The 25,489-nt window shown below is 68.3% G+C and carries 16 protein-coding genes; 6 read left to right on the forward strand and 10 right to left on the reverse strand.

Going from position 1 to position 25,489, the window contains the following annotated elements:
- Positions 1-36 precede the first annotated feature (36 nt).
- Positions 37-990 carry a hypothetical protein gene (locus QHF85_RS18395; protein ID WP_281328516.1) on the forward strand — a complete coding sequence of 318 codons (954 nt, stop codon included), beginning with the start codon at positions 37-39 and terminating at the stop codon, positions 988-990.
- Here QHF85_RS18395 and QHF85_RS18400 read toward each other — a convergent pair.
- Positions 974-1,831 (reverse strand): class I SAM-dependent methyltransferase, encoded by an 858-nt coding sequence (locus QHF85_RS18400; RefSeq protein WP_281328517.1) that lies wholly within the window; start codon positions 1,829-1,831, stop codon positions 974-976. The two genes, QHF85_RS18395 and QHF85_RS18400, sit on opposite strands and share 17 nt — an antisense overlap.
- An 82-nt stretch (positions 1,832-1,913) precedes the next feature.
- On the opposite strand from QHF85_RS18400, the gene QHF85_RS18405 reads away from it, so the two are divergent.
- From QHF85_RS18405 to QHF85_RS18415, 3 genes are all read left to right on the forward strand, one after another.
- On the forward strand, positions 1,914-2,357 hold the full coding sequence (locus tag QHF85_RS18405) for a helix-turn-helix domain-containing protein (RefSeq protein ID WP_281328518.1): 444 nt from the start codon (positions 1,914-1,916) through the stop codon (positions 2,355-2,357).
- A gap of 129 nt (positions 2,358-2,486) precedes the next feature.
- Complete coding sequence (locus QHF85_RS18410; protein ID WP_281328519.1) at positions 2,487-4,826, forward strand: hypothetical protein; 2,340 nt, start codon at positions 2,487-2,489, stop codon at positions 4,824-4,826.
- Positions 4,827-4,917: 91 nt separating this feature from the next.
- Positions 4,918-6,663, forward strand: a complete 1,746-nt coding sequence (locus QHF85_RS18415) for a DUF2169 domain-containing protein (protein WP_281328520.1) — start codon at positions 4,918-4,920, stop codon at positions 6,661-6,663.
- Positions 6,664-6,671: 8 nt separating this feature from the next.
- Here the strand turns inward: QHF85_RS18415 and QHF85_RS18420 are convergent, their stop codons facing one another.
- The gene (locus QHF85_RS18420) at positions 6,672-7,280 is read right to left on the reverse strand and encodes a hypothetical protein (protein WP_281328521.1); all 609 of its coding nucleotides are present in this window, start codon (positions 7,278-7,280) and stop codon (positions 6,672-6,674) included.
- Between the two features lie 35 nt (positions 7,281-7,315).
- On the opposite strand from QHF85_RS18420, the gene QHF85_RS18425 reads away from it, so the two are divergent.
- Complete coding sequence (locus QHF85_RS18425; protein WP_281328522.1) at positions 7,316-8,446, forward strand: DUF2169 domain-containing protein; 1,131 nt, start codon at positions 7,316-7,318, stop codon at positions 8,444-8,446.
- A 286-nt stretch (positions 8,447-8,732) separates the two neighbouring features.
- On the opposite strand, the gene QHF85_RS18430 is transcribed toward QHF85_RS18425, so the two are convergent.
- From QHF85_RS18430 to QHF85_RS18465, 8 genes are all read right to left on the reverse strand, one after another.
- Positions 8,733-12,941, reverse strand: a complete 4,209-nt coding sequence (locus QHF85_RS18430) for a DUF6531 domain-containing protein (RefSeq protein ID WP_281328523.1) — start codon at positions 12,939-12,941, stop codon at positions 8,733-8,735.
- Positions 12,942-12,947: 6 nt separating this feature from the next.
- On the reverse strand, positions 12,948-13,949 hold the full coding sequence (locus QHF85_RS18435) for a DUF2169 domain-containing protein (protein ID WP_281328524.1): 1,002 nt from the start codon (positions 13,947-13,949) through the stop codon (positions 12,948-12,950).
- Between the two features lie 8 nt (positions 13,950-13,957).
- Positions 13,958-16,588: a type VI secretion system tip protein TssI/VgrG gene (gene tssI, locus QHF85_RS18440; protein WP_281328525.1), complete on the reverse strand. Its 2,631-nt coding sequence runs from the start codon at positions 16,586-16,588 to the stop codon at positions 13,958-13,960.
- A gap of 178 nt (positions 16,589-16,766) precedes the next feature.
- A complete protein-coding gene (locus QHF85_RS18445; RefSeq protein WP_281328526.1) occupies positions 16,767-17,810 on the reverse strand; it encodes a hypothetical protein in 1,044 nt (347 codons plus the stop codon).
- A 4-nt stretch (positions 17,811-17,814) separates the two neighbouring features.
- Entirely contained in the window at positions 17,815-20,007 is a 2,193-nt protein-coding gene (locus QHF85_RS18450) for an FG-GAP-like repeat-containing protein (protein WP_281328527.1), read from the reverse strand.
- A gap of 319 nt (positions 20,008-20,326) precedes the next feature.
- Positions 20,327-21,136: an SDR family oxidoreductase gene (locus tag QHF85_RS18455; RefSeq protein WP_281328528.1), complete on the reverse strand. Its 810-nt coding sequence runs from the start codon at positions 21,134-21,136 to the stop codon at positions 20,327-20,329.
- Positions 21,137-21,162: 26 nt separating this feature from the next.
- On the reverse strand, positions 21,163-22,704 hold the full coding sequence (locus QHF85_RS18460; protein WP_281328529.1) for an SMP-30/gluconolactonase/LRE family protein: 1,542 nt from the start codon (positions 22,702-22,704) through the stop codon (positions 21,163-21,165).
- A 172-nt stretch (positions 22,705-22,876) separates the two neighbouring features.
- Complete coding sequence (locus QHF85_RS18465; RefSeq protein ID WP_281328530.1) at positions 22,877-24,673, reverse strand: NAD(P)/FAD-dependent oxidoreductase; 1,797 nt, start codon at positions 24,671-24,673, stop codon at positions 22,877-22,879.
- Positions 24,674-24,772: 99 nt separating this feature from the next.
- Here QHF85_RS18465 and QHF85_RS18470 point away from each other — a divergent pair, with 99 nt between their 5' ends.
- Positions 24,773-25,351, forward strand: coding sequence for a TetR family transcriptional regulator (locus QHF85_RS18470; protein WP_281328531.1), 579 nt, complete (start codon positions 24,773-24,775; stop codon positions 25,349-25,351).
- Positions 25,352-25,489 lie beyond the last annotated feature (138 nt).

Raw genomic sequence — 25,489 nt, forward strand, 5'->3', positions numbered from 1 at the left:
ATTGACATCCCGGTCGATGCCGCCGACCATCGAGGTATGATCAAGCGTATCTTTTGCATGGTGCTGTTCGCGTCCGGGCTCGTCCACTGCTCGGGTGGCGAAAACGGGGCGACGTCCGGCCCCGGGGGGCAAGGGGGCGGCGCGGGGGGCGGGAGCGCAGGCGGGAGCGGAGGCATGAACGCGGGCGGCGGCGGAATGGGAGGCGAAGGCGGCTTCCTCTTCCCGAGCGGCTCGGGGGGCGGGGGCGGGTCGTGCACGCCGGCGAGCGCGGTCGAGACGGTGTGCGACGGCAAGGACGACGATTGCAATGGCCGCGTCGACGACGTCGACGTGGGCCAGGACGGGATCTGCGATTGCTTGCGGATCGGCATCGTCGGCAGCCCGGGGAGCAACCCCTCCTCGAACTTCCAGGCATGGCTCACGGCGCGAGGCACGAGCGTGGAGCGGACGCACCAGACGCCCGCGGAGGTCCTCGATGCTGCGCTCCTCGACAAATACGACGTCATCATCTTCGATCGATTGGCACGGCCTTACACAGCCGAGGAGGCGAGCGCGCTCGCGGCGTGGGTGGAGACGCGGGGCGGGTTCGTCTCGATGACCGGATATACCGACGCGGATCCGGATTTCTACACGAACACGCTGCTCGCCCCGTTCGGGCTCGCGTATCAGCCCGGGCTGCAGTCCGAGCCGGTGACGATGTTCGCGGCGCATCCGGTGACGGCGGGCCTCTCGTCGGTGACGTTCCTCGGCGGATACGTGGTCGGGGACCTCGGCGGGAGCGGCGGCACGAGCACGGCGATCGGGAGCATCGCAGCGGGGCCCGTGGCGTTCGCGCACGAGCGGGGCAAGGGCCGGGCGGTGGTGTGGGGCGACGAGTGGATCGAATACGACAGCGAATGGCAAGCGCTGCCCGAGATCGAAAAGCTCTGGGTCAACATCATCGCGTGGATCGGGCCGCAGGATAGCTGTCAGGTCACGGTGCCGAAATGACGGCGCGCGCGCGGACCCTCCAGCAGGCCGCGGTATAACGGACGTCGGCTCCGTGCACGTAGGGATCGAACGCGGCGCGGACCGTTTCGATCACCTGCGTGCGCGTCTGCTCGTCCGCCGTTTGCAGGACCAGGCCGAGGGGACCGAGCCGGGTCAAGTAACGGACGAGCTCCTTCTCGGGCAGCGTGCAGGCAATATCGATCGGCTGGATGTCGATCTCGGCCCAGCCACTCTCCTCCAAGATCGTGGAGACTCGGCCGGCGTCCGCGAATGCGAATTGCCCCGGCGCGCCCGGTCGGCGGGCGGGGAGGTTTGGCAGGAGCGGCGCCGCGGCGCGCTCGGCCGTCGTCATGAACGGATTGTCTGCGGCGCTCCGCCAGGCGAAGAACTGGAGCTCGGCGTTGTCGCTCGCGGCGCGCCGCAGGTTCGCGAAGGCCCGGACAGGGTCTTCGAAAAACATGACGCCGAAGCGTGAAATGATCATGTCGAAGCTCGCGGGCTCGAACGCGTGGACCTGCGCGTCGGCGCGAAGAAAGCTCACCGGCGTGCCCTCCCGTTCGGCGCGTGCCCGGGCGGCGGCGATCATCGGATCCGAGATGTCGATGCCGACGCAGCGGCCCTTCGCGCCGAGCAGCCGCGCGGCGGCGAGCGTCGTCGCGCCCGTGCCGCAGCCGATGTCGAGCACCCGGCCTCCGGGACCGGCGGAGACCGCGGAGGCGAGCAGGTCTTCGAACGGCTTGAACATCGAGTCGAGCAGCTCCTGCGCGTCGACCCAGGCACGTCCGGCGGGGCCGTTCCAAAGGGCCGTCTGTTCGTTCTCTGTGGGCTGTGTTGCGCTCATGGGCGTCTCCTTCCTTGCTTGTTGCTTGCCACGACGAGGCGTGAGCTGCACCATGCCAGTTCAAGTCGACTTGAGGTCAAGCGTGAAAGACCTGGACATCGCCGAGGTGGCGCAGCGGTCCGGCGTGCCGGCTTCGGCGCTGCGGTTCTACGAGGAAAAGGGGCTGATCGCCTCCGTCGGCAGGAGGGGCCTGCGCCGCCTGTTCGATCCCGGCGTCCTCGAGCGGCTGGCGATGATCGCGCTCGGTCGTGCCGCCGGTTTTTCGCTCGACGAGATAGCGCTCATGTTCGCGCCGGACGGGCAGCCGCGCATCGATCGGCGGATGCTCCTCGCAAAGGCGGAGGAGCTCGACAAGACGATCCGCGAGCTTTGCGCCATGCGCGACGGCCTGCGACACGCCGCTGCCTGCGCCGCGCCGAGCCACATGGAATGCCCCACCTTCCGCCGCATTCTGCGCGCCGCCGCGTCGGGAGCCATGGGAGCGAGACGGAAGAAGGCTCCGCGGCCGCGGAATGGCGAGGGCTGACGGGCACGTGACATGAATGCGATTCCGTAGGGTAATGGCCTCGAGGTCCGGGGCGAGGCTCACGCCGCTGCTTCGTCGCCACGGGCGAACGTAGCTCTCCGTCGAGGACGTGCTAGGGTCGCTCCCCCCATGGATTCCAATGCGACGCTGCACGACGCCCTCGCCGAGTTTTTCGCGCACTTTTCGTCGAATTTTCTCCAAGGGCAGCGTGAAGTCCCCTCGTTCACGGCGAGGCGCGTCGGGACGTCGATCGAAGTGGCCATCCAAAGAGCCGAGGGCGAGCCGATCGTCCTCCGCCAGCGGGGATCCGCCCTGTATCTCCTCGCCGGGCGGGTCTGGGCCGAGACCCGCGTCCACGAAGCGCACGGCCGCTCATGCCTTCTGCCGACGCTCACCCCCTATCCCGTTGGTTTCTCGACGCAATGGGCCAACTGGCAGAACCTCCAAAATGCGGCGCTGCCCGCGGTCGGCCGGATCGCCCTGGCGCTCGATGAAGATGCGCACGAAGAGGCGGTCCTCCTCCTCCGGCACGTCATCGACGTCGACTCCGGTTATTGGCTCGAGCTCGAGCACGCCGTGCCAAACGAGCTCCGGAAGGAGGCGCTCGCGGAGCTGTCCGAGCTCAAAGAGCGGACCCGCTCGACCTCTTCGCTCGGCGGCCATCTGAAAGCGCTCGCGCCTCACGCCACGAGCAGCGATCCTCGCGAGCGCCTCTTCGTGGCCAAGCATTATCGATACACCACGAAGCACCTCTCGAATGACAATCACCTCACGTTCCTGAAAAACATCCAGCCTGCGCTCGACGCGTGGCTGAAAGAGGAGGACGGCGCCGTCTTCGAGACGGCGGTGGGGATCGCCGAGATGCTCGGGTACAAGTTATTCAACCACTGCGCCTACGCTGAGGCCGAGCCTTGGCTGTCGACGGCCATCGATGCGGGGGTCGCCGGCGCGGAGCTCTTCCGCGCCCGCTGGGAATGCCGGCTGTATCTCGGTGACGAGCGCGCCGCCGCGGAGGATTGGCGCGCCGCCGAGCCGATCGGCGACCCGGCGCAAGGACTCTCGCTCGGCTTCTTTTTTCGTGGCGACCGGCAGGATCGAAGGGCGATTGGGCTCGCGCAGGTGGCGCGATCCCTCGGGAAGCTCGCAGGCGGGGAAGACCCCTGCCGCGATCGGCCGAAGACCAAAAAAGCCAAGCCGATCTCCGAGGCAGAGCGTTCGTCGCTCCTCACGAGGGCGCGCGTGCTTGCCGACGAGGCGGTCGGCATGATCGACGAGCGCGCGCGGGGGGACGAGGCGCGCGCCCGCGCCGGCGAGGGGGTCACGGAGCGCGGCTTCGAGGCGCGTATTTTCGCGGCGCGGGCCTTGGTCCGCGAAGGATCGGGAGACACGGCCGGCGCGCTCGACGATTATCGCCGGGCGCGTACGCTCGCCACCGCCGCCGGGCTCTCCTGGCACGGCGATCTGCATGGAGAGGACATCCGGCGCCTGGAGCAGGCGGGCAAAACGAACGGCGGCGCGATTCCGGAGAGCTTCGACCCCGTCTGGTTTCTCGCGAGCGAGCGCAGCGACGACGAACGCGGCCGAGCTGTCGCCGCGTGGGGCGCACAGCCCTGGCGTGGGGTCCCCGGCGCTCGCGAGCGCGGCGCGTCGATTCCGATCCCCTTCGTCCTGCTCAAGGAAATCGTCGATCACTCGGCGGCCCTGTGGAAGCTCGGCGAGGCTGACGGCGTGAAATTGCCCGATCGGCTCGAATTCGTGCAGCGGGCCCGGCCGCTCCTCGATCGCTTCGCCGACCGGCGCGACGCCGACCGTCTGGCGAGCGTCCTCGACGACGCGCACGAGATCGCGTTCGATGTCTTGCCCCGCCATGAAAAAGCCGAGCGCGCGCCGTTCTTCGCTTACCTGCGAGCGCTCGGCGACGCGGAAACGATCGACGAGGCGGTTGTCCTCTCCGCGCTCGGCGACGACGCGTGGGGGCGGCTCACGCGACGTCTCGAGGCCAAGCTCGACGAGCTCGACCCGCTGCGGGACGTTTTCGACGCGACCGTGCGCGCCGGCGCGCCGATGGAGGCGGTCGCTGCGGCGCTCGCCGCGTACCGGGAGCTCTTCCGGAACGACTGGGGATCCTTCGGGACCCCGCGGCCGGCCTGGGTGAAGCTCGCCCAGCCGCTCGAACGAGCGGACGGCGCGAAGCTCTCCGCGGCGCTCATCGAATGCATCCGCCGCGAGCAATCCGTGCCGGGGTATTACGGTTTGCAGCGCATGCCCGCGAAGTACCTCTGGCCGCTCTTCTACGCGTGGCACCCTGCGACCGAGGAATTCCTGAACGAGGTGCTCGCGGGAAAACTCGACAATGGAAAGAGCCTCTCCGCGACGCAACGCAAGGCGCGCCTCGAATGCCTCGCCTGGTTTGCCGCGGAGAAAAAGCTCACCAAGCTCGACGCGGCGCTCGCGAAGAGGCGCCGGTAGCTCTTCGGCCGGCGGGTCGTGATGCGCGTAGCTGCCGCGCACGTCGCGCGGCAGCTTTCATATCGGTGTCGCTTCGCGGTAGGCTGCGCCCATGGATGTCGTGTCGTTTTGCGCCCTGCGCGCCTCGTTGTTCCCCTGGCAGCCGCGTCAGGGCGCGCACGCGCTCACGGTGATCTGCAAGGCGACCTTCGAGCTCGCGCCCGGCGAATCGCCGCTCGCCGCGAGGCGAGAGGCGGTCTGGGACACGAAGAGCCCCGCGAGCGACATGGCCCCGTTCAAGCGAAGGGCCGATGTGCTCGTGCTCGGGCGCGCTCATCCGTCGAAGTCGCCCACGCCCGCCGTGTTCGTCGCGCAGCTCGGCGTGGGGACCTTGCAGAAGTCCATCGAGGTTCGCGCGGATCGCGGCTGGGCCGCGGAGGGCTTCGGCCCCGTCGCGCCGACGTCGCCTGCGCGTCTTTCGCTCCTCGGGCAGCACGCGGCGAGCTGGGATCCGCGCACCTGGAACACGAAGCCGCTGCCCGAGGATGTGGACGGCGCGTACTTCAACCTCGCCCCCGCCGATCAGCAGCTCGCGAACCTCGCGGGGGACGAGCCGATCGTGCTCGTGAACCTGCACCCGTCGTATCCTCACCTCGAAACGAAGCTCGCCCGTGTCGTCCCGCGCGTGAACGTGCGACGCACGGGGGCGCCGGCGCAGGAGGTGCGGCTCCGCTGTGACACGTTGATCCTCGATACGGACCGGCAGATCGCGATGCTGGTGTGGCGCGGCGTGGTGCTGCTCGCGCATGCGGCGGAGGGAGGGCTCGTCTCGGTCAACATGACGGGCGCGGAGGGGGCGGCCGGCATCGACGTGGACACGACGCTGACGCTCGTGACGCCGGAGGGAAAAACCGCGCCGCAGGCGCCGCCGGTGCTCCCGTTCGTCGCGGGAGGACCCGGCGCGCCGAGCATCGCGATCCACGACGACGTCACGCGCCCTTTGCCTCCGTCGAGGGACGAGGACGAGGGATCGGGCCCGAGGACGTTGACCCACGTCCCCGCCCTGGCGGCGTCGAAGCCGGCGACGCCGTTCGAGCCGGCGAAGCGCCCGACGCAGGTGGAAGCGGATACGGAGGAGCCCGACACGAAGCCGTTCGACGTCCCTGCGAAGCAAGAGCGCGTGGAGGCGCGGACGAACGTGCCACCGATGCCGTTCGAGGTGCCCCGGCCGGCGCTCCTGGGCATCGCGGCGAAGATCGAGGCAGCGCCGACGACGGCGCGCGCCGTGGAGAAACCCGCGATGCTCGGGCCCCTCGCGGCCCCCGACAAACCGTCCGCGGAGGCCCCCGTCGCGGCCGCGGCGGCCAGCATCGAGCCCGCGCCGACCACGGAGCCGGCGGGCAAGCTGAACACGGCGCAGGAGGAGCCCGAGGCGCCGATCGAGCTCACGATCGAGCAGACCGCGGCCATCGCCGCCGAGCTTGCCGAAGGGAAGCAGGATCGCGCGAAGGTGCTCGATGCGCACGCGCTGCGCGAGCGCTCCTGGCGAAAGAACGAGCGGCGCTGGGCCGACGCGATCGACGCGGAGTCGGCGCGCGGGACGCACAAGCTGCGCGACGCCTACGACGCGGCGTACGTGGCGAAGGTGGAGTCCTTCCGCGGACCGATCACGCTGGAGGCATTCACGCGCCTGCTCGTGGCGCTCGAGCGCGGCAAGACGAACGAAGTGCTCGACGCGTTGCGGATCCAGCGCCCCGCGCTCATGCCGATCGTGCGGCTGTGGACGCGGAAGGTGGCGACGGACATGAAGCTCGGGGATGCGGCGAACGACGCGCTCCGTGCGGCGCGGCGGGCGTGAGGCGCGCGTCAGGGCTCCGGGATGCGGAGCGGGCCGAGGCCGGGGACGCCGATCTCGTGGGTCCGCTCCGTCGCGGCGGCGAGCCTCTTGGCTTGCCGCGCGTGGTGTTCTTCCCAGGTGAGGGGCATGGGCGGATCGTCCGAGTTGAGCCGCACGCGCTCGCCGGTGATGGCCACGTCATCGTTCGCCTTGATGACCACGCCGCCGGGCGCGGCCTCGACGCTCACCTCGCGGGCGCGCTCGATGGAGGCCTTGCCGACCTCGCGGATCGCGCTCCCGCGCGTGCGTTCGTGCAGGCTCCCGCCGACGTCGAGCGTGGCGTCGCCGGAGGTCTGGATCGCGAGCGTCTCGCTCTTCAGGGCGAGGTGCTTCTGGGCGGCGATCTCCAGCGAGACCGCGGAGAGCGAGAGGACGGGTCCCGCGTCGGTGAGGCGGAGCGAGAGGACGAGGTTTCCGTCGGCGCTGCGGACCTGAATGTGTTCTTCACGGCCCGTCTCCTCGATTTCGATCGATCGTCCGGAGGCGAGCCCGATCGTGCGCGCCGGCGCGGCGAGTGTTTCGCCCCGCGCGGGCGCGAGGGCCGCGGCGGGAGCGGGGGTTTCGGCGTCGTCCTTCACGGGGACATGATAACCGAGTTCGGGGAGCGGGTGGCATGACCAGCGCGCAGGCGGTCGCGAACGCGAAGAGCACGGACGGCAAGGTGTGGCTCGTGTGCGTGGCGAAACGGGCGTATTCGTTCGCCGGGGGCAAGCTCCGGCTCGCGGACGTGGAGGTGCCGGTGCGCCGGGAGCCGGACCTCGAGGTGGGCGACGACGGCCGCATGCGCGGGCTCCGGGACGATATGGACCTCTTCCCGCCGAAGGTCGCGACCGACGTGATCGTGACGGGGCGGGCGTATGCGCCGGGCGGCAAGGCGCGCGAGGCGACGGTGAAGGTGGCGGTCGGGAAAAACGCGCGCGTGCTCCGGGTGCTCGGGGAGCGGCGGGCGGAGGTCTCGATCGACGGAGTGGTGCGGTTCTCGGATCCGGCGCCCTTCGAGAGCGTGCCGCTCGCGTGGGATCTCGCGTATGGCGGGTACGACGCGTACGCGCACGACGAGCTCTGCCCTCCGAAGCGGCGGAACGGGCGGAGGATCGAGCCTTCACCGCGGCAGGAGGGGGTCTTCGCGTATCCGCGGAACAAGGTGGGGCGGGCTTATTTCATCGACGTGGACCGGGATCGGGCGGACGGGGCGTTGCTCCCGCAGATCGAGGATCCCGGCGATCCCTTGACGCCGTCGCGGTTTTTTGTGCCACACTGGAAGAAGTGGCTGGATCAGCCGATGCCTGCGGGGATCGGGTGGGTGCCGCACACGTGGTATCCGCGCATGATGCGGCTCATGGGTGGGTTTCTGGAGCACGATCCGGCGACGAAGCCGATCCGGGAGATGCAATTCGCGGACGGCGAGGATCTCGCGGGTCCGTTCCGGAAAAACGAGGTCCTTCCACGTGGGCTGCAGGGGGCGGCGCCGGGGATGGCGGTGGAGCGATTGCGGGGGGACGAGGTGGTGATTTTGCAGGGGCTCGCCTCCGGGGAAGGGGAGACGAGGTTTCCATTGCCGGGGGAGAGGCCGCGGATCGAGGTGAGGCCGCCGGGGAGCCCGAAGGTGTTCACGCCGGAGGCGGTGCTACAGACCGTGCGGGTGGACGCGGAGGCGCGGCGGGTGGTGATGACGTGGGCGGGGGTGGTGCGGGTGATGGCCCCTGTCGATCCGCAGGCGACGACGCTCCGCGTCAATTGGTGATCCGACAGGACCGAGCCATGGTGACTACTCGCTTGGGCCGCGAAGGGGGATGGCTGCCCTCGACAAGGCCTGGTCCACGATTTCCTCGTCTGTCAATGGCGGCTCATGCCAGTAAATGAGATCGGTCACTGCCGGATTCCCTGTCTTGGCCTGGAGCTCGCGAATATAGGCGTCCAGCTCTTGCTCCGTGCCACGCGCGGACCGGATCTTGTTGACCAGCTCGAGCAACCGTGTCCTGTCGGGTCCCTGATTCATTGCAGCTCCGCGGTGCATCTTCGTAGCTTCATCAGAAGTGATACGACGGATCGAGTATCGTTTGATGGAACTGTGGTGTGACGACCGTGAGGTTCGCCATGTCGTAGACAGCTCCGCCGTGCTGTATCGGCGTGTTGTGGTGCAGAATGTACGACATGTGTCCACCGTATTGCTGTGACGAGTGTGCGATTGGCGCGAGGCCTTGCGTCATGCGTGTCTGGTTCGCGGCGTTGAACACGGACGATGCCTGGGGGTCGGCCGCCATCTCCTTCCAGAACGCTTCGCGAAAATCGTCGAAGGTGTTGAATTGGCGGCCGTTCAGCTTGTCAGCCACGGATTGGGGGATTCTCCCTGCATTGCCATGCGATCCCCTCAGCCAGTTGCTGGCATCCGGATGATTGTTTCCTGCCGTGGCAACGCCTGGCGAGTTTCGACAATCCAGACCGAACGGGTCGACGTCGACGATCGGATTTCCGCAGAACGCAAAGACATCGGAGCCACCCAGAAGCCCCAACGGATCCGGGCTGCACCACCTGCCTGTCGACGCGTCGAAGTACCGGAACCTCGTACAACAAAGCCCCGTCTCCTCGTCCGCGTATTGCCCGAGGAGCCGGAACGGCGACTCCACGGCTCGACCCGTCCGCCCCGGCGCCGCGTACGTCTCCGTGACGCGCCCCCACGCCGAATGCGTCGCCGACCACGCGACCCGCCCCTCCCGGTCGATCAGCTCCTTCGGCACCCCCACCTGATCGACGACGTAACTGAACACCTCGCCCCGCTCCGCCTGGAGCAGCGGCAAGAACGTGCCCGGCGCATGGACGAAGGAGCGCCGGCCGTACCGCGTGTCCACGTCGCTCGCGACGACGTCCCCGTCCCACACGAAATCGACGGCATGACGAAGGTCGCCGTATTCATCACGGAGCTCCTTGCGTACCCGCCGGCCGAACGCGTCATAGGTGAAGCGCAGGCGCTCGCCCGACGGCAGAGCGACCTCGCGCAGTCGATCCCGCGCATCCCAGCCGTACCTGGTCCGCTGGCCCGTCTCCTCCTTCGAGATCCGCCGCCCCCGCCGATCGTACGTGTATTTCGTGCGATCCGCGCGGAGCAGCAAGTTTCCCTTGCCAATCTCCCACGCCTCGCCCTCGTCTGCCTGCGCCGCGCCCGTGTCGAGCCCGTCGAGCATCTTCTGGATCGAGCCCGCCGGATCGTACGCGAACACCTCACGATGGTCGCCCCGCTGCGCCGAGAGAATCTGCCCGACCGGATCGTATCGGTACGCCGTGGCGCCCCACCGCGCATCCTCGACGATCTTGGCCCGTCCGAGCGCGTCGTATTGCCAGAGCCGCTGCACCACCGCCTGCGGCACCCCGCCGCCAGGCCGCCGTGCCTCGACGCGTTGCTCGATGATCCGATCCATCGAGTCGTATTCGCTCCGGATCGAATACCGCCCCGCGCCGTCCCGTCGCGCCGTCTCCCGCCCGAGCATGTCGCGATCGAACGTGAGCTCGTGACCGTCGTGCGAAACGCCGGCGAGGGCCCCGAACGTATCGTATCGATACCGCGTCGTCGCGCCCTCCGGCATCACGCGCGCCGTCCTGCGGCCACGCGCGTCGAGCTCGTACCGGATCCGCTTCCCGTCCTGGATCTCGGCCACGACGCGGCCGAAGCGATCCCGCTCGAACGCCGTGACGACCCGCTCTCCGTCCTGCTCCACGACCGCGCCGAGGAGTCGGCCGAGGTGATCTCGTTCGAACGTGATCGGCCCATCCGTCGAGCCTTCGCGCAGCACGTTGCCGAGCCGGTCGTATTCAAATGCGCGATGGCTTCGATCGGGATACTCGATCCGGTCGAGCCTCCCGGCCTTCGAGAAGGCGTACTTCAGCACCCGCCCGTCGAACGTGGCCTCCTCGACGACCCTCCCTGCCGCGTCGTAAACGAATTCGTACCTCTCGTCCCGCGGATTCTCGATACAGCGGAGCTTCTCCTGCGCCGAATACTTGAACCGCCAGGTCCGCCCGTCGGGCTGCACGAGCTTCGTGAGCACGCCCGTCCCGCCGTACTCCATCCGCGTGACCTGCCCCGACGCGTCCACCACGCGGATCGGATTGCCCAGCGGATCGTACGCCGATTGCGTGATCGTGCCGTCTGGCCTCTGCACGGACAGCGGTTGCCCCAGGCGATCGTACGCCACCGCCGTGAAGCGCCCGAGGGCGTCGGCTCGTCGCACGGGCCGGCCCAGAACGTCGTGCTCGTACGTCGTCCGGGCGCCACGCGCGTCGACCTCGGCCACGACGTTGTGCTGGGCGTCGTGCGTGACCTCGACGAGGATCCCCTCGTCCCCGCTCACGCAGGTGAGGCGCCCCTTTCCGTCGTACGCGAACGAATACCGGACCCCTGTCGGATACTCGACCCGCTGCAGCGCGCCGAACCCGTCCCGCGAAAACCGCGTCGTCCCCTCGTCCGGACCGACCCGCAACACCGGAAGGTCATCGTCGTACTCCCACCGGGTCATGTTCCCCGCGGGATCGACCTCCTCGACCTTGTTCCCCCGCGCATCGTACCGGTACCGCGTCGCTTCGCTGGCGCCGTTCGTCTTGCCGATTAGGTAATTGTCCGCATCGTATTCACAGGTCCGGATCAGGATCCCATCCGGCGTCTCCTCCCGGACGACGAGCCCCGACTCGTTCCAGTGAAGGATCCTCGGCTCCTCGTTCCCCTCGACCTTTGTGATGCGTTTTTCCAGGTCGTACGTGAGGACCAGCGTGTGCAGACCGTCGTCCCCCCACGTCTTCTTGCAGCGCCCCGTCTCCGGATCGTACGCATAATGAAAATTCACGCCGTTCTTCAGCGTGGTCTTCACCATCCGGTGATCCTCGTCGTACGCGTAACGCTCCGTCTGCCCGAGCGCGTCCGTCACGCTCTCGAGCTCCCCCATCTTCGCGTAGGTGTAATCGACCCACTGCTCGAAGGAATCACCGACCCAGACCTCGAGCCGCGCGATACGCCCGCCGTGCGTCGTCTTCAGGCGCACCTCGCGGCCCGCCGTATCGATCACCCGGCGCAGGCGACCGTTCGTGTATTCGAGCACGATGGAATTGCCGTACGCGTCCCGGATCGAGCGGAGAAGCGCCTTTCCGCCCGGCGCCTCGGGCGCGAAATGCCGCACGAGCCGCGTCTTGTGGCTCGTCACCTCGAACGCCCCGCCTTCGAGCGCCCGCAAGGTCAACCGATCCATCCGGTGGAACGCGCTCTCCCCCACGCGGAGCGCGCGGAAGTACACGTCGCGGCCCTCCTCGCTGCGCAGCGAGAGCAGCCCGTCGTCCGTACGCTCGATCCATTGCTCGAAATCGTGCGCCCACCCGCCGCGGCCGAGCGAGGTTCGCGCAAGCGCGCGTTTCGACGAGTAGTGCCTCTTCCACTCGAACGGAATGGCCCCGGGCAGGACCAGATCGACTTTTCGATCGACGACGTCCCCGCTCGTCAGGTCGACCGGATGCCCGCCCTCGCACCGCACTTCGTCGCAAAGATCCGAGGCCTGCCCGTCCGCACCTTTCGCCGCGCTCTCCGCAGCTTCCCCGGCCACCTCGTCGCTTTGCTTGGCCGCGGATTCGAGCCCCTCGCCGAGCACCTCGTCCGCGTTCTTCGCCGCCCCCTCCACCGCCTCGTCCGCCTTCTTGAAGAACGGGGCAATGAGATCGTCGCCGAGCTTCTTGAGCGCCGCGCCGCCGAGGTTCATGACGACCTCGAACGCGAGGTCGATCACGAGGTCGACCGCGAGCGAAACCGCGCCCATGAGGAAATCCATCACCGTGGGCGTCGTCTGGACCGTGCCCGGGTCCTCCACGAGGGACGTCGGCCATTTGCCGTACTCCCAGCAATCGGCGTTGAGCGACATCGCCCCGCCGATCACGCAGCACGTCGCCTGCTCCCCGCAGATCTGGACGGCGCCCCGCGGCAGCCAGCATTTGTGCGAGCCGAAGAGGATGTGTAGCGGCGTCATCAGATCGAGCGGGCTCGGGAAAATGCCGATGTGCGGCCACAATTTCGAGGGCTCGTGCCCGTGCGTCACCGACGGCACGCCGTTGAACATCACCGTCGGCTTCTGCTTGTCGCCCATCGAGAGCGGGTGCAGGAGGTTCAGCTTGAAGAACCACATCGGCACGAACGGCCAATGGATCCCGTTGTGCCCATCGATCCCGACGAGCAGCCATCCCGCGTCCGTGTGGAAGTTGTTCGCCATGGCCGCTCATGCCTCCGGGAAAAATTCGCTCGGCAAGAGCGCCGCTCGCCGCTCCTCGAATTGCACGAGGCCATAGGTCGCCTTTGCGCGGAACACGAATCGCGCTTCACACGCCTCGGCGTCGATGTCGACGGCGTCGAGCCGCGGCACGATCGTCTCGCGCGTGCCCCCGACCGACATCGCGATCACGACCGGCGATCGCGGCACCACGAACGAAAGCACAGAGCCCCCGGGCCGCATCCCCGCGAGCACGATCTCGGTCCCCGCGCCGATGGTGTCGAACGTCATTCGCGGCGCCGCGCGGCTGCCGAGCTTGCGAACGCCCGTCATGTCGAGCTCTTGCCCCTTCATCACGTGCTTCGCCCGCATGCCGCCCCAGAGCGGATAGGGCGCGAAGCAGACGGGCTCGGGGTGATCGTCCCAGAGGCGCACGAGCGCCGCGGGATCTTCGAGCTGCGGGAGCGGCTGATTCTCGGCGCGCGCCTCGTCCGTGGAGAACCCCTTGCCGTCGAAGTTCAGCGGATATCCCGCCTCGTGCTCCGGGACAAACGCCTCCTCCCCGTCCATCTCCACCACCGCCGCGGGCACCTTCGAAACGCCGCCGTACGCATTCTCCCAGCTCATGGCCACTCGCTCGAACGGGATCGGCGAGCTCGGCGTGAGCCCCCCGAGCGCCCCCCGCTGCCAGACCCGCGTCCCGAACACCTGAATGTGCTGGTCCGACGAACCAACACGCAACGACGCCGTGGCCTCCCGCGCGCGATCGCCCCGGCGCGGATACACGAAGCCCGTCGCGCACACGGAGGCGACCTCCTTCGAAAACATGGCGTCGTTCGGGACCTTCGAACGCGCGTCGAGCGCGAGAGGCCGTTGCCCGGGGACGAGCGCGAGCCCGCCCGGCGCGATCCGGTACGTGATCGCGCAGAGGAACAGCGCCGTGATCCGATCGTCCTCCTCGCCGTTCGGAACCATCGCCGCCGGGAGCGGGGTCTCGTTGACGAATTTCATGCGCGCGCTCAGTTCAGCTTGATGAGCCCCGCGGTCACGTTCACCGCGCCGCCGCCGTCGATGTCGACTGGCGAGCCCTTCACGGTCACGGCGCCGCCATTGATGGTGATCGCGCCGCCGTTGATCGTGATCGTCCCCGCCGTGATGACGAGGCTCGCCGTGTTGAGCTGCGTGAAGGCGGCGCCGTTCAGGGTCAACATCGTGGTCTCGACCGTCGCCATCGCCGCGGCGTTCACCGTGAGGACCGTCGATTTCAACGCTTGCGTGCCGTCCGCCTTCATCTCCTGCGCCGGCGCCTCGATCTTCTGGCTCGCCCCTGATTTGAGCGCCTGCGGCCCCGCCACTTCGATCGTCTGCTCGCCGCCGATTTGCGCCTTCTGGTTCCCGGCGACCGTGATGTCCTGCGTCGCGCCGTAGTTCGCCTTCTGGGGGCCCGACACGTGGACGTCCTGCGCGCCCGTCACCGTGAGTTTGTCGTTGCTCGAAATGGTCGACTCGCGGTTGCCCGTGATCGTCTCCGTGTGGTTGGCCGCCACGGTGACCGTCTGGTTCGCTCCCACGTCGACCGTTCGGTTCGATCCGACGCGGACCGATTGATTGGCTCCGACGTTCGTGTTCTGGTTCGCGCCGACCGTGACCGATTCGTTGCCCCCCACCACCTCGGCGTTGTTCCCGCCCGCCAGCGTGGTCCGGTTCGAGCCCGTCATCTCGTTGCGATCGACGCCCGCGGTCGACGCGCTGTTGTTCCCCACCTTCTCGGTCCGATCATTGCCGGCGTCCGAATTCCAGTTGAACGGCGTGTGCATCTTGATCTGCTCATTGCCCGCCGTATCGTCGAACGTGAGCTCGTTGAAGGCCCCCGAGGACGGGCTCGACATGGTCTTGAGCGTGCTCACCGTGGGAGCTCCGCCCGGCGGCCGGTTCTTCCCGTTGTACACGCGCCCCACGACGATCGGCCGATCTGGATCTCCCTCCTCGAAATCGACGATCGCCTCCACCCCGACGCGCGGATGGAACACCGCGCCCTCGCCGACCCCCGCGAAGACCTGGTTCACGCGCACCCAGCACGACGTCGGCTCCTTTCCGTGCCGCGCCGTGTCCGTGTCCCAATGAAACTTGAGGCGGACGCAGCCGATCTCGGCGCCCGGCGGTCCACCCACGTGGATCTCCGCCCCCTTCGTGCTCGGCTCCGCCGTGACGAACGCCGTCTGCGAGCCTTGAATCCGCGGCTTCGGCGTCACGCGCGCCGGGCGGAACCTCGACTCCGCCACGGAGCCATTCTTGCCGCGCCGCGCGCATTCGAACGTCACGGCAAATGGCACGCCGGAGAGCGCCATCGCCGTCGCCGCGCTCGGCGGCAAGACGCCCGCCTGCTCGGCGCGGACCTCGATCTTCGTGACCAGGTATTCGCCCTCGTAGCGAGATTGCGGGTGTTCGAGCGCGAAGATGCTCCCCGCCGCGATCGTGCGGCACGTGCTCTCGCCGACCGCGTAGCTCGCCTCCACCTCCAGCCGATCCAGCGTGGCCGCCGCGAGCGGCTTGCCCATGGCCGGCGTCTCCGTGTAGCGCCCCGGATACTCGTGGTACACGAGGTCCGCGCTCGCCGGCCGCGCCGGCTCGGCGACGGCCATGTCGAGCGTCGGCTGTTTCCAGTTGTAATCGAGGAGCGAGACCTTGCGCGGGCGGAGGCGCGCCCCGAGCTTCATCGATTGCACCGCGCGCCCCACGAGGCCGGGGCCGAGCGGCGCGAATGGGTCGAGGCGCGTGCGACCCGCGTCGCTGTCCGAGAGGACGAGCAGGCACACCCCGTCGCCGTTCTCGTAATGGAACGAGATGCCCTCCTCCTCCAGGAGCCGACACACGAAGGCGAAATCGCTCTCGTTGTACTGGACGCAATACCCGCGCGTGGCCACGTCGTCGATCCGCGAGGCGTCCGCAATGCGCCACGTGTACTGCTCCATCGCCGGCGCGAAGCTCAGATCCTCCCCACCGTCGGGCGGTGCGTTCGCCCCGGCCGAGAGCGAGAGCTCGGGGTCACCCTGCAAGACCGCGTCGATGATTTGCCGCGTGGTCTTCTCCAGGAAGATGCGACAACGCATGCGGTGCATCGCGCGCGTGAGCGGGGGCGCGAGCACGAGGCGATAGAGCATGCCCCCCGGCACGGGCCCGAGCTCCTCGGCCTCGACGACGATGCCGTGCACGACGCGAAATGCCGGCTGCGTCGTCGTGGCGATCCGCAGCGTCGCGCGCGCTTGAATGAGCTCGTCCGGATCGAGCTCGGGCGCGGGCTCGCGGGCGAAGGCCGTGATTTCATAACGATAGAGGGTCGACAGGGCCTCGGTCCCGCGCACGGACACGACGCGCAGGTGGCTCCACGGCCCCGTGGGCCCAGCCGCGTCTTCCCAGGCGAACGTGAGATCGGTGCCGCCGAGCGCGCCGCCGCCCTCGCCGAGGCCCGCCGCGCCCGCGCGGCTCGCGAGATCCTCGAGCGCCGCGCCGCCCTTCGCCTGGAATGCGCTCACGGCCTTCTCGGCCACGCGTGACGTGATCGCCTTCTCCTCGAAGATCGGCATCTCCGGCTCGCGCAGGCCACCGGGCATCTGCGTGGGATCCCCTCCCGGGCGTTTGACGAACGACATCCTCTCTTCTCCCGCGTCCCCGGGTCCACATGAAGCGGCCCGGATGTGCGGGCGCATCCTAAACTCTCTACGTGCACAAAGGAAGAGGTTTCCTGACGAGCGGGGGGACGCCGTCGTCGTCGACGCGAACGTGCGTTACCCGGCAATCGGGGGACAGTCGCTCGGGCTCGGATGCCCATCAATGGGGAAAGTGGTCTCGGCTGGCATACCAGAGACGCTCGGTGAACCCAAGGTAAGCCTTGGCGAGGAGCGGCCCGTCGGGCCGCAAGACGAGCTTGATGCCCACCGTGCCCAGGATTCGACTCGGCCAGCGATGATGCGGCAGCGCGACGATCGCTTCGGCGGGCCAGCGCAGGAGGGCCTCGGCTTTTTCCGGCGAGCAGGCGCCCCGCGCGCGGAGCTCGTCGAGCACCGGCTCCCACCGCGGATCCCCGGGCGCGTGGTAGATTTCCAGGCCGAGGACGGGCTCGACGTGGTCCGTCACGTCGAGGTGGCAGGAGACGTGGCCCGTGCGCGGGAAGAGGGACGCGAGCAGGTCTTCGAGGGGCGGCCTCGCGCCGGGCCACGCGATTGCGTCGAGGTAACCCGGCAATGCGTCCACGGGCAGGGTCGAGACGACGCGGACGGCGTCGAGCCCACGCGTCGCGAGCGGCGCGACATGCAGCGCGCGCCCCTCCCGAGGCAAACACTCGATGCAGCGGATCATCGCGCGCTCCGCGGCCGCGGAGAGCGGACGCCCGAGCAGGAGCGCGGCGGCTTTGCGAATCACCTGCAGGCCGACCTCCCGCGTGGCGCTATCCTGCGGCCCCGGGGGGAATGCGTCGAGGAGGTGCCGATCGACACAGGGAAAGGGCAGGGGCGCTGGCAGGGCGTCTTCCCGCTCGACGTCGAATTCGAGCCAGAGCACTGGCACCCATGTTTGCAGGAGAGAGCCCTCGCAGCTCCAGGCTTCGCAAAAGCTCCGCACGGTTTGCCACGCTGGAGCATTCTCACGGGCCGGCCGGCGCAACATGGCCCGAGGGCCGCCTTCCTTGGCGAGGAGATACATCAGGAGGTCCACGCGCGGGTCGTCGCCGAGGCGGCACTCGACGGCGCCGCCCGAGGCGACGGGTGGCAGCGCGCCTGCCAGGCGCACGAGCGCGCGCTGCGTGTCGGGTGGGACGAGCGCCGGGGGAAAGAGCGACGCGGCGAGCTTTAGGGTGTCTTCGAGCGCGAGGATCATGGGTTCACTCCTTCACGACGAATGCGATATCCCGCACCACGAAAGCTTTTCCCTGGGCATCGAGCACGTGAACGCTGTACCGCCCCGTGGGGATGTCCCTGCCGAGGCGAAACGTCACGTCGACGCTCGATTGCGGCGCCTTGGGGTTTTTCACGGCCGAGGCTCTCCCGGGGATCTTCGTGTCCCCCGATTGAAGCTCCCAGGTGTGGAACTCCTCGGGGAAGAACGCGCCGTAATACGTCACGGTGACGGCATGTCCTCTTCGTCCTTCCGCGATTCGCGGCGCCGTGGTCCGCGTCTCGGGCGGGATCCATGGCGCGGGCTGAATCGCGTATTGCCTCAGCGGCTCCTCGGAGCATGTCCGGAGCCACTCCTCATCACTGTCGAGAAGACGCTCGGTGCTCGGTTCCCTGGAGAGCGCATGGCGAGACACGACGGCCTCCGGATCCTCCAGGAAACGCCGCCGAAGATCCGGATCCTCCTCCAGGCGTCGGAGGAGGTCGGGCTCGCTCGTCGTCTCCTCCGCCTGGACGTCGGTCGCGGCCGGGTCGCGGTAAAAGACGTAATTGGGCGCGTAGGTGCTCGCGAGGATGATGTCGGGCCGACGCGAATACGCGTACTGGACACGCACGACGTCCCCCGGCTGGAGACGCTCCGCGAACGATATCCAGTTGCCGCCGGGCACGGACGTCCATTCGCGGGAGCCGAGCGCGCGCCCGTTGCGCTCGACCTCCAGGATCGCCTCGGTGGTCTGTCGCGAGAGGGTGACCACGGCGCGGGAGCGCTGGATCATGAAGAGCTCCCGGGTCTCCGTCCAGTCGCTGCGATCGAGGTCGCCGACCAGGATTGTCTCGCCGATGGTGCAGGTACCGGATGTCCACGCGGGGCTCGTCTCGAAACCTCGCCGGGTGCCCAGATAGATTTCGAGCGGCGCGCCCATGCCATAATACGACGGACCCCAGCGGGTCGCGAGCAGATCCAGCACGCCGTCTCCGCTCACGTCGGCCAGCCGCACCCCCGAGCCCCAGCCGACGGTGTCGGAGATCCAGACGGGGTTTTCCCCTGCGCGAGGTGAGAACGCCATGATGGGCGCGGCGCCGCTCACGCCCCTCGCGCAGCTCCCGGGGGGCGGCGGCTCGATGGGATAATTCGCGTACGCGCGACGGGCATAGCGGAGCGTCCGCGGCGGCAGAGCGTCCACGAGGGAGTCGGGGCGCACGTCGATGTAATCGTTGTACGAGCTGATCACCGCAGTGGACGCCCCGACCTTGCCCACGTCGACGAAGGCCGGGAAGCCGAACTCCGGGCGCGCTGTCCACCATGCCCGGCCCGGGAACCGGATGGCTCCACACGCGTCGAGGCGGCCTCGGTAAATGGGCAAGGCCCTCGCCGCCACGACGAGGTCGAGCAGGCCGTCCTGATCGACGTCGGCGAATTTGGCCGCGGTGGCGTGCAGAGATTCCTTGGAGTACCACGATTCAGAGGACGAGAGCACGCCGGCCTTGTTCTCGAAGATGCGAACGTCTCCCGGCGGGTTGTCCATCTCCCCGTCGTCGCCGAACTTGAAGCGATGGACCGCCACAGGGATGGCCAGATCCAGGTCGCCATCGCCGTCGTAATCCCCCAGCGCGCAGCCGAAGATGGAGCTCTCCCCCATCCCATGGCGGTAACTCGGCAGGGATTCGAGGGTCCCATTGCGGTTGAAATAAACCTTGACGCTCCCCTCCGCGTCGCTCTCGACCCGGGGACCGACGGTGGCCACGACGTCGATCCACCCGTCTGCATCGATGTCCCCCACGGCGAGCCCCGTGTGGTAATCGAGATCCGCCGAAGACCAGCTCGGATCGAGCGGGAAATGCCCCCGTCCATCATTGTAGGAGACGGTCACCGCATGCTTTTCCAGATCGTTCCCGTTCGCCACGACCAGATCCGGAAACCCATCCCCATTGATGTCCGCGAGCGCCGCGCCCAGCGAATGCGCCAGCGGGTCGCGCGATGCAAGGACGGGCGTCCGGGGGTAGGGGAGACGCGCTCCATTGGCCGCGCCGAGCGCACCTTCCGCCTCGCTGATCGACCCCGCATCCGCGCTCGGTTGCTCCCCGCAGCCGAACACGGCGGCGCAGAGCGCGCCTCCGAGCGCAGTGCGCCCCGCCAAACCAAAGCCCTGCCAGCCCCCCTCGCTCCTTCGCTGCTTCATGGTTCCCCCCTGCCATCCGGCGTCCTCGCGCCCCGAGCGTGGTCCCCTCCGGCTCGCGCGTGCGCCTCGCGCGCGAGAGGCCGCTCGCCGCGCAGACGAGCACGGCGCGCGCCCGCAAAGATGAGGACGGCGCTGCTCTTCCACGAGGCGCTGGAGACTGTTTTGCTCATCCGTAAAAACCCCCGGCCCTCGGCGGACCTCGGAGCAAATGGGCTCGTCCGGCGTCCCGAGAGCTCCGGACGGACGCTCGAACAAGCACCCCTTGCCCGGCACGGAGGGCAAGCAGGCGGCGTACCACCGCGTGGTCGGGTTGGTTTTGCTACGACTTCGGGAGCAAGGCGCTCATCTGGTCGTAGATGAATCGCGCCGCGCGCTGGGGGTGCAGCCTGTAGATGAAATCCATGAGCCTCGCGTCAGGGCCCACGAGGACGCGCGCGTCGTCCTTCTCGATTCCCTCGAGGATGATCTGCGCGGCCTTGCCAGGCGAGAGCGTCTTGGGCACCGGCCCCGATCCGCCCTTCGGCAGGCTGTCCATCACGCCCGAGTTCACCGCGATGTTCGTGCCGATCGCTCCCGGGAAGACGACCGTGACCTTCACGTTCGTCCCCACGAGCTCCGAGCTCAAGCCCTCCGTCATGAGCTTCACCGCCGCCTTGGCCGCACCGTAAATGGTTTGTCCTGGAACGGGAAGGAACCCACCCATGCTGGAGACGTTCGTGATGTGCGCCTCCGGGCGCGCGAGCAGGTGCGGCAGGAACGCCTTGGTCATGTAGAGCGTCCCGAACAGGTTGACGTTCATCACCCGGTCGATTGCCGCATAGTCGAGGTCCTTCAACCGGACGAAGGGTTGAATGACGCCCGCATTGTTGATGATGCCGTCGACAGCCCCGAAGCGGGCGACGATCTGGGCCGGGAGCGCGTCCACCGCGGCCCGATCCGTGATGTTCACGAGAAACGTGGCGAGCCGGTCTCGGTTTCGCCCCGAGAGCGCGAGCGTCTCTTCGAGGGCCGACGCGTCGATGTCGACGGCGGCAACGCGCGCGCCCTTCGACAGGAGAGCCAGGCAGAGCTCCCTGCCGATGCCATTTCCGCCGCCGGTCACGACGACGACCTTGTTCTGGACCTTCATGGCCGTGCACTCCTTCGAAAGGTTTGTCAGGGCGATGGAACGAATCGATAAAGGGCGCTCTCGACGTCCGACGACAGGTAGATGGTGCCCGAGCGGCCCACGGCGACCCCCGTGGGCACGTAGCCAGGCGGCAGGCCCTCGCTTTCGGGCAGACCGATGGGCAGGTCGCTCGCGAGCACGGCGACGCGCCCCGTGGCCGGATCGATGCGCACGAGCTGCTTCTTGCCCACCTCGGCGACGATCAAGCCGCCGTCGGGGTGCCGTGCGATGCCCTCGGGCGCCTGAAGGTCGCTCGCCAGCGTGCTCCGGGTTCCATCCGACAAACGCACCCGGGTCACCCGCCCCGCGCGCACCTCGGTGACGTAGACGCCCGGCTCCTTCGCCTCCGTGTCGGCCACGAGCCCCACGGGCCCCGAGAGGCCTTCGGTCAGCACTGTGGTCTTCGCGGGCTCGCCACCCTCGATTCGCACGAGCTTGCCCGTGGTGGCCTCCGCGACGAGCAGCGCGCCGTCGGCGAGCTCGATCGCGCCCTGGACGCCATTCGTATTGGGAATCGTCCGCAGGATGTCCCCGGAGGCCCGATCCAGGACCTGCACGCTGCCGAGATACGCGCTGCTCAGCACCACGTGCTTCGCGCTCAGGCTCACGTGCATCGGGAACGTCATTCGCGTGGAGAGGACACGGGTCGTCTCGGTGATCTCTCCATCCCGGCCTCCCACCCGGCGAAGGGCGTACACATCCGCCACATAGAGGCGCTCGTCCGCGTCCTCCGGCGCGATCGCGAGGCCGGAGGGCACGGTCAAGCGCGATTCGACGAGGCGCCGGACGGAGCCATCGGCGGGATTCACCACGCGGATGTCGTTGTCCACCATGTTCGACACGTACACCTGGTCGTCGGGGCCGACCGCCAGGTTATCGAGCCCGGTGGGGAGCTGCGCGACGAGCTTTTTCTCTCCCGTGGCGGCCTTGACGCGGGTGAGCTCGCCGCGCGCCACGTCGACCACGTAGAGATTCTCCCGGCGCGCGTCGAAATTGACGGCGGTCGGCATCGTGAAGCCGTCCGCCACGACCTCCATGGCGCCCGTGTCCACGTTCAGCCGGACGATCTGCCCCTTGAGCAGGATCGGGCCGTACAGCCGGTCGTCCGGGCCAAACTCGAACCCATTGAGGAAGCCGGGCTTGGGCAGGACCTGGCGAGGGGGCTTGTTTCCTTGCGGATCCATTTCCCACAGCGCGTCGGCCCGGCCGAGCTGGGTGAAGTAAAGCCTGCCGTCGCGGCGGAAGGCCAGCGAGTTGAGGCCCGGCAGATTCGCGGCGAGGACGTGCACCTTGCCGTCGGGCGTGCGCCGCATCAACTGGCCCGAGAAATAGCCGGTCCAGTAAATGGATCCATCGGGCCCCAGGGTCACGTCGTCCGCGCCGCCGAGGGGAGGCCCCACCAGCGTGGACACCGCGCCGCTCTGCAAATCGACGGAATGGACCGATTGGCCGAGCAGATTGCTGGCCAGGAGGTGTCCATGGCCGTCGACGGCCAGCCCATGGACGCCCTGGAAGGGAGAGCCAGCCACGACCACCTCCTTGCGATAGGCCTGGGGACGGGCCTCGGTCGGGGTGTCGGTCGGGGCCTGGGGAGCCGCGGCCGGGGGCTGACATCCCAGGAGCAGGCAGGCGATCAGCGATGCGTAGGGGAATCGATACACGGGGGACCTCCGGGGGGCTCAGGTGCTCACGCTTTGCCGATCAGCCATGCGTCACTTCCAGCCCTGCCAGATCGTCGGCCTTGCGCCAGTTGTTCAGGATCTCGAAGAAGTCGAGCGTGCCGCCCGCATACGCGGCGAAGCGCGCCATGCTGAAGCTGAGGACGCCCTCGTTGTTGTAATAGCCGGGCGTGCACTCGGGGCCGCCGAAGCGAATGGTGCTGTTCATGAGGCTGCCGAGGATCACCTCCCACCATTGCTGCTGCGCCTGCTCCGTCGGCTCGATGGTCGTGATGCCCCGCGCGACGCAACGCTCGATGATGTAGGCTGCGTGCTTCGCCTGCTCGTCGAGGACGTGGACGAAGTTGATCGCCCAGCCGCTCTGGGTGGGGCTGAAGATCAGGAGGTTCGGATAGCCGCGGCTGTGCATGCCGTGGAGCGTCGTCGGGCCGTCGGCCCAGGCGTCGCGGAGCGACTTGCCGCCGCGCCCGCGGATGTCGAAGCCGAGCCGCCTCGTGTATTCGCTCGAGATCTCGAAGCCCGTGGAGTAAATCAAGCAATCGACCGCGTATTCCCTGCCCTTCACGACCACGCCGGTGGGCGTGATGCGCTCGACGCCTTTTCCGTCGGTATCGACGAGCTGCACGTTCGGGCGGTTGAACGTCTGCAGGTATTCGTCGTGGAAGCAGGGCCGCTTGCAGAGCTGGTTGTAGTAGGGCTTGAGCGCCTCGGCCGCCGCCGGATCCGAGACGATGGCGGCGACCCGCGCGCGGATCTCCTCCATCTTGCGGTAATCGTCGAGCTGGCGCTGCTCGGCCGCCTCCGCGGGCGTCGTGGCCTTTCGGCTCGCGGCATCGTCGAAGATGTACGTCCAGCCGTCCTGCACGAGGTCCTTGCCCTCGGCGCGGCCCGAGACGATGGCGGTGAAATTGACCATGCGCTCTTTTTGCCAGCCGGGCGCGAGCGTCTTCACCCAGGCCTCGTCGGTCGGCTGGTTGTTGCGCACGCCGACGCCCGAGGGCGTCCGCTGAAAGACGTACAATTGCTTGGCGGAAGCGCCGAGGTGGGGGATCGCCTGGACCGCGGTCGCTCCCGTCCCGATGATGCCCACGCGTTTGTCGGCGAGCCTCGTCATGTTGCCGCTCGGGCCGCCGCCGGTATAGGCATAGTCCCACCGGCTCGTGTGGAAGCTGTGGCCCTTGAACGTCTCGATCCCCGGAATGCCAGGCAGCTTCGCCTTGTGGAGGATGCCACCGGCGATGATCACGAAGCGCGCCGCGAGTTTGTCCCCGCGGTTTGTCGTGACCGTCCAGCGCTTCTCGCCCTCGTCCCAGTCCATCGTCTCGACCTCGGTCTGGAACAGCGCCGCCTTGTAGAGGTCGAAGTGCCGGCCGATCCGCTGGCAGTGGGCGAAGATCTCGGTCGCCTTGGCGTACTTCTCCGTCGGCATGTAGCCGGTCTCTTCGAGCAGCGGCATGTAGATGTACGACTCGACGTCGCAGGCGGCGCCCGGATAGCGATTCCAGTACCAGGTGCCGCCGAAGTCGCCGCCCTTCTCGACGACGCGGAAGGAATGCACCCCCGCCTGGCGCAGCCGCACCGCCGCCAGCATGCCGCCGAAGCCACCGCCGACGATCAGCACGTCGATCGTCTCGGTCACGGCCGGACGGGTGAAACCGGGCTCGACGTAGGGATCCTTGTCGAAGTCCGCGTACACCTTGTCGAGCTCGATGTACTGGGTGTCGCCGTCGGCGCGCAGCCGCTTTTCGCGCTCGATCCGGTACTTCTCCTTCAACGCATCCGGGGAAAAAGCGGCCTCACCCTTGTTCGTCGTATCCATCCGCGCGTATCCTTTCGACTCGACAGCCGTCCTCATGTACACGGCCGTGTACATCTCTGGACATACCCCCGTCTTCGTCGTAAGTAAACAGTCGTGTACATGCCTCGCTCGACCGAGCCCAAGAAGCCGACGCGCAAGCGCGATGCGGACCGCACGCGCAGCGCGATCCTCGACGCGGCGCGGACCCTGTTCTCGACCCGTGGCTACGCCAACACCGGCGTGCGAGACGTGGCGGACCTGGCCGGGGTGAACTCCGCGCTCGTGGGCCGCTATTTCGGCTCGAAGGAGGGGCTGTACCGAGCGACGCTGGAGGTGATCGACATCTCGCCGATGCTGCGCGGGGATCGGCGCCGCTTCGGCGCGGACATGATGTCGATCTTCTGCGACACCGAGGGCGCATCGGGCCCGCTGGTGATGATGATCCTCTCGGCGGCCGATCCCGCGGCGCACGCGATGAGCATCGAGTTTCTCCAGGCGAAGGTGATGGTGCCGCTGGCGAGGTGGCTCGGGCCCCCGAACGCCGAGGAGCGCGCGGCGCGGCTCAACATCCTCTGGACCGGCTTTCTCACGAGCTGGAAGCTCTTGCCCCTCCAGCCGCTCGCGGACGCGCGCCTCGCCTCGACGCGCCGCTGGCTCGAGGCCGCGACGCAGGCGATCGTCGACGAAGGCACGGGCTGAGCGAAGGCTCGCGCGCCTCTCTCGCCTCGTGCGCGTGCGTCGGGACAGGTGAGCCCCTGTCGCCCGAGAGCACCTTGACGTGCAACGCCGCCGCGACGAAACATGGCCGCGTGCTGACAACACGCGGGCCGGGCTCGA

This window comes from Polyangium sp. 6x1, assembly GCF_029946515.1.
Lineage (GTDB): Bacteria > Myxococcota_A > Polyangia > Polyangiales > Polyangiaceae > Polyangium.